The sequence below is a fragment of the Stenotrophomonas sp. STEN030 genome (assembly GCF_056759995.1).
Genome location: NZ_JBRREB010000107.1, coordinates 1 through 3,976, shown reverse-complemented (window position 1 = coordinate 3,976; position 3,976 = coordinate 1). Strand labels below are relative to the sequence as shown.

Below are 3,976 nucleotides of genomic sequence, written 5' to 3'. Positions count from 1 at the left end.
AGCCTGACCGCCTCGCGCTTGAACTCTGCACTGAAACGTTGGTTTGCCATGGATCACCTCCGCGGTTGACCCTATTCTGGGGTGTCCATGGAGCCGGGGCCATTCCAGAGTGCGGTTTCGCATCGAAACCGCACTCTGACCCCGGTTTTGACCAACCAAGTAGAATCCACCCCAGCATTCACCAATAAGTGGCGATCCATGTCCCAGCGTGATTGGGTGGCGGCGGCCATCCACAAGATTGAAGCCGACTACAACCGTTCGGCCGATACCCATCTGATTCCCGTCGACCTGCCGGGCTTCCCCGGTATCGATGTCTATCTGAAGGATGAATCCAGCCACCCGACCGGCAGCCTCAAGCACCGTTTGGCGCGCTCGCTGTTCCTGTACGCGCTGGCCAATGGCTGGCTGCGCGAGGGTCGCCCGGTGATCGAGGCATCCAGCGGTTCCACTGCGGTGTCCGAGGCTTACTTCGCGCGTCTGCTGGGCTTGCCGTTCATCGCGGTGATCCCGGCCAGCACCTCTCCGGAGAAGATCGCCGCCATCGAGTTCCATGGCGGTCGCTGCCATCTGGTGCAGCGCGCTTGCGACCTGAACTGTGAATCCGAACGACTGGCACGCGAAACCGGCGGCCACTTCATGGATCAGTTCACCTACGCCGAGCGCGCCACCGACTGGCGTGCCAACAACAATATCGCCGAGTCCATCTTCAAGCAGATGGCCGAGGAGCCGCATCCGGTGCCGGAATGGATCGTCTGCAGCCCGGGCACCGGCGGCACCGCAGCTACCCTTGGCCGTTACGTCAGCTACCGTCGCCACGACACCCGCATTCTCTGCGCGGACCCTGAAGTCTCGATCTTCTACGACGGCTACTGTGCCGCGCTGGAAGGCCGCGACTGGCGTGACATGACCTGCGAAGGCGGCTCGCGCGTGGAAGGCATTGGCCGCCCGCGTGTTGAGCGCAGTTTCATCCCGACCTGCGTCGATGCGATGGTCAAGGTGAGTGATGCACTGAGCCTGGCTGCGATGCGTCATGTCAGCGCCACCCTGGGCCGCCGCGTCGGCGGCTCCACCGGCACCAACTTCATCGGCGTGCTGTACGCCGCCCAGCAGATGCGTGCTGCCGGCCGTGATGGCTCCATCGTCAGCATCCTCTGCGATGCCGGCGAACGTTACGCGCACAGCTATTACAACCCGGACTGGTACAGCCAGCAGGGCATCGACGTGCTCGGCGCCGACGCGGTGGTGGCCACCGCCGTGGCCGGGCAGGGCATGCCGGCCCTGCCTTGTGCCTGGCTGGAAGCGTCGCCATATCAGGCTTGATACCGGCGCAGCCGGAACTGTTTGAAGGAATGTTGTGAACACCACCAATCCCCTGCTCGATTTCTCCGGCCTGCCGCGTTTTGACGCGATCCGTGCTGAACACGTCACCCCGGCCATCGATACCCTGCTGGCGGAGGCCGAAGCCGCGGTGAAAGCTGCTGAAACGGTGGCGCCGGTGCGCTGGGAGAATTTCGTGGTGCCGCTGGACGACGCTACCGAGCGTCTGTATCGCGCCTGGGGCCAGGTTTCGCACCTGCAGGCGGTGGTCAACACGCCTGAGCTGCGCGAGGTCTACAACGCCAATCTGCCCAGGCTCAGCCGCTTCGGCAGCTCGGTCGCGCAAAACCCGGCGCTGTATGCACAGTACAAGCTGCTAGCTGCCGCACCGGAAGCCGCTGGCTACGACGAAGCACAGCGCAAGGCACTGGAAAATGCACTGCGCGACTTCCGTCTCGGTGGTGCCGAGCTCGATGACGCCGGCAAGGCGCGTTTCGCCGAGTTGCAGGAAGAGCTGTCCGGCCTTCAGGCCAAGTTCTCGCAGAACGTGCTGGATGCCGGTGATGCCTTCGCCTTGTATGTGGATGTGGCTGATGACCTGCTGGGCCTGCCCGATGACGTGATCGCCAGCGCCCGCGCTGCCGCACAGAAGGATGGCCGCGAAGGCTACAAGCTGACCCTGCAGATGCCGTGCTATCTGCCGGTGCAGACCTATGCCGATAACCGCGCGCTGCGTGAGCAGCTGTATCGCGCGCATGCGATGCGTGCATCGGAGTTCGGCGATGCGGCGCTGGATAACACCGGTAACATCGATCGCATTCTCGCCGTGCGCAACGAACTGGCGGCATTGCTGGGTTTCGACAACTACGCCGAATATTCGATTGCCACCAAGATGGCCAGCGACGCACCGCAGGTGCTGAGCTTCCTGCGTGACCTGGCCGTGCGTGCCAAGCCCTATGCACAGCGCGACCGCGCCGAGCTGGAAGCCTTCGCCCGCGACGAACTTGGCATGGAAGAGCTGCAGGCCTGGGATCTCGCCTATGTGGCCGAGAAGCTCAAGCAGGCGCGTTACAGCTACTCCGAGCAGGAAGTGAAGCAGTACTTCACCGAGCCCAAGGTGTTGGCGGGCCTGTTCGGCGTGATCGAGCGCCTGTACGGGCTCAAGGTGGAACAGGACAGCGCGCCGGTCTGGCACGAAGACGTGCGCTTCTATCGACTGGTGAATGCCGATGGCGCGCTGGTTGGCCAGTTCTACATGGACCTGTACGCGCGCGAAGGCAAGCGCGGTGGTGCGTGGATGGACGATTGCCGCAACCGTCGCGTCACCGCCGCTGGCGTGCAGACGCCGCTGGTGTATCTGGTCTGCAATTTCGGCCGCGGCAACGATGGCAAGCCGGCGACTTTCAGCCACGATGAAGTCACCACCGTCTTCCACGAAATGGGCCACGGCCTGCATCAGCTGCTGACCCGCGTTGGTGAGCTGGCGGTTGCCGGTATCAATGGCGTGGAATGGGATGCAGTGGAGCTGCCCAGCCAGTTCATGGAGAACTTCTGCTGGGAGTGGGAGCAGGTGGAAGCGATGACCGCGCATGTCGATACTGGCGCGCCGTTGCCGCGTGAACTGTTCGACAAGATGCTGGCGGCCAAGAATTTCCAGAGCGGCATGTTCACCGTGCGCCAGCTGGAGTTCGGCCTGTTCGACATGCTGCTGCACAGCCAATACCAGCCTGAACAGGAAAGTGTGCTGCAGCTGCTGGAGCGCGTGCGCGGCGAAGTGGCGGTGAACATCCCGCCGGCCTGGAACCGTTTTGCCAATCAGTTCAGCCATATCTTTGCTGGCGGCTATGCGGCCGGTTACTACAGCTACAAGTGGGCCGAGGTGCTCAGTGCCGATGCCTATGCTGCGTTCGAAGAAGCACCGGGCGCCTTGGCCGAAACCGGCAAGCGTTTCCGCGATGAAGTGTTGTCGCGCGGCGGCAGCCGCAGTGCCGCAGAGAACTTCCGCGCCTTCCGTGGTCGTGAACCGCAGATTGATGCCTTGTTGCGGCATAGCGGCATGACTGCCTGAACAGCGGCCGCGGCCGGGGCTGGTCAGCCGCGGCGATGAGGGTCAAGCTTGGGGATACGCATTCCCCAAGTTTGACGACATGCCCCGGCTAATTACCCGCATCGCAGCCTGCGCGGCCATCATCGGCGCGGTGCTGTGGTTCCAACCGCGCATCAACGAACCCGCCGCCCAGGTTAGCAACGGCCTGAACCTGCGTAGTGCGCCGGATCAGCGTGCCGAGCGTCTGGCGGTATTGCCGATAGGCACCACGGTGGAAGTGCAGCGCTGCCTGGCCGACCTGCAATGGTGCAATGTACGTGCAGACGGCAAGAGCGGCTGGGTAGCGGCGGATTACCTGATCGCACGCAGCGACGGCAAGAAGGTCAAGCTTGCCGAAGCCGGCAAGCAGCTGGGCGTAGTCATCGAGACCGCCAAACCAGGTGGCTGACGCCGCACCTGTAGTGCCGAGCCATGCTCGGCTGGGGCATTACACAAAATGCAGGTAGAGCCGAGATCCTATGTTCGCGGTCAAGCCTGCTGGAAGCAGGCTTGACCTACTCTCAGCATGGTCGGATCGAAATCCCGGCCGCTCTTGAAGACACCCCACGCGAT

Annotated in this window: 3 protein-coding genes; all 3 read left to right on the top strand. The window is 63.2% G+C overall.

Annotation, left to right across the window (positions count from 1 at the left end):
• Positions 1-198: 198 nt before the first annotated feature.
• Positions 199-1,320, top strand: coding sequence for a PLP-dependent cysteine synthase family protein (locus ACVOLR_RS19900; protein WP_481537966.1), 1,122 nt, complete (start codon positions 199-201; stop codon positions 1,318-1,320).
• A 34-nt stretch (positions 1,321-1,354) separates the two neighbouring features.
• Entirely contained in the window at positions 1,355-3,385 is a 2,031-nt protein-coding gene (locus tag ACVOLR_RS19895; protein ID WP_481537965.1) for a M3 family metallopeptidase, read from the top strand.
• Positions 3,386-3,464: 79 nt separating this feature from the next.
• Positions 3,465-3,812: an SH3 domain-containing protein gene (locus tag ACVOLR_RS19890; RefSeq protein ID WP_481530502.1), complete on the top strand. Its 348-nt coding sequence runs from the start codon at positions 3,465-3,467 to the stop codon at positions 3,810-3,812.
• The last annotated feature ends 164 nt before the right edge of the window (positions 3,813-3,976 follow it).

What these genes read in the sequence shown, in the direction of transcription:
- ACVOLR_RS19900 (WP_481537966.1), top strand. Translation starts at nt 199, where the DNA reads ATGTCCCAGCGTGATTGGGTGGCGGCGGCCATCCACAAGATTGAAGCC.
- ACVOLR_RS19890 (WP_481530502.1), top strand. Translation starts at nt 3,465, where the DNA reads ATGCCCCGGCTAATTACCCGCATCGCAGCCTGCGCGGCCATCATCGGC.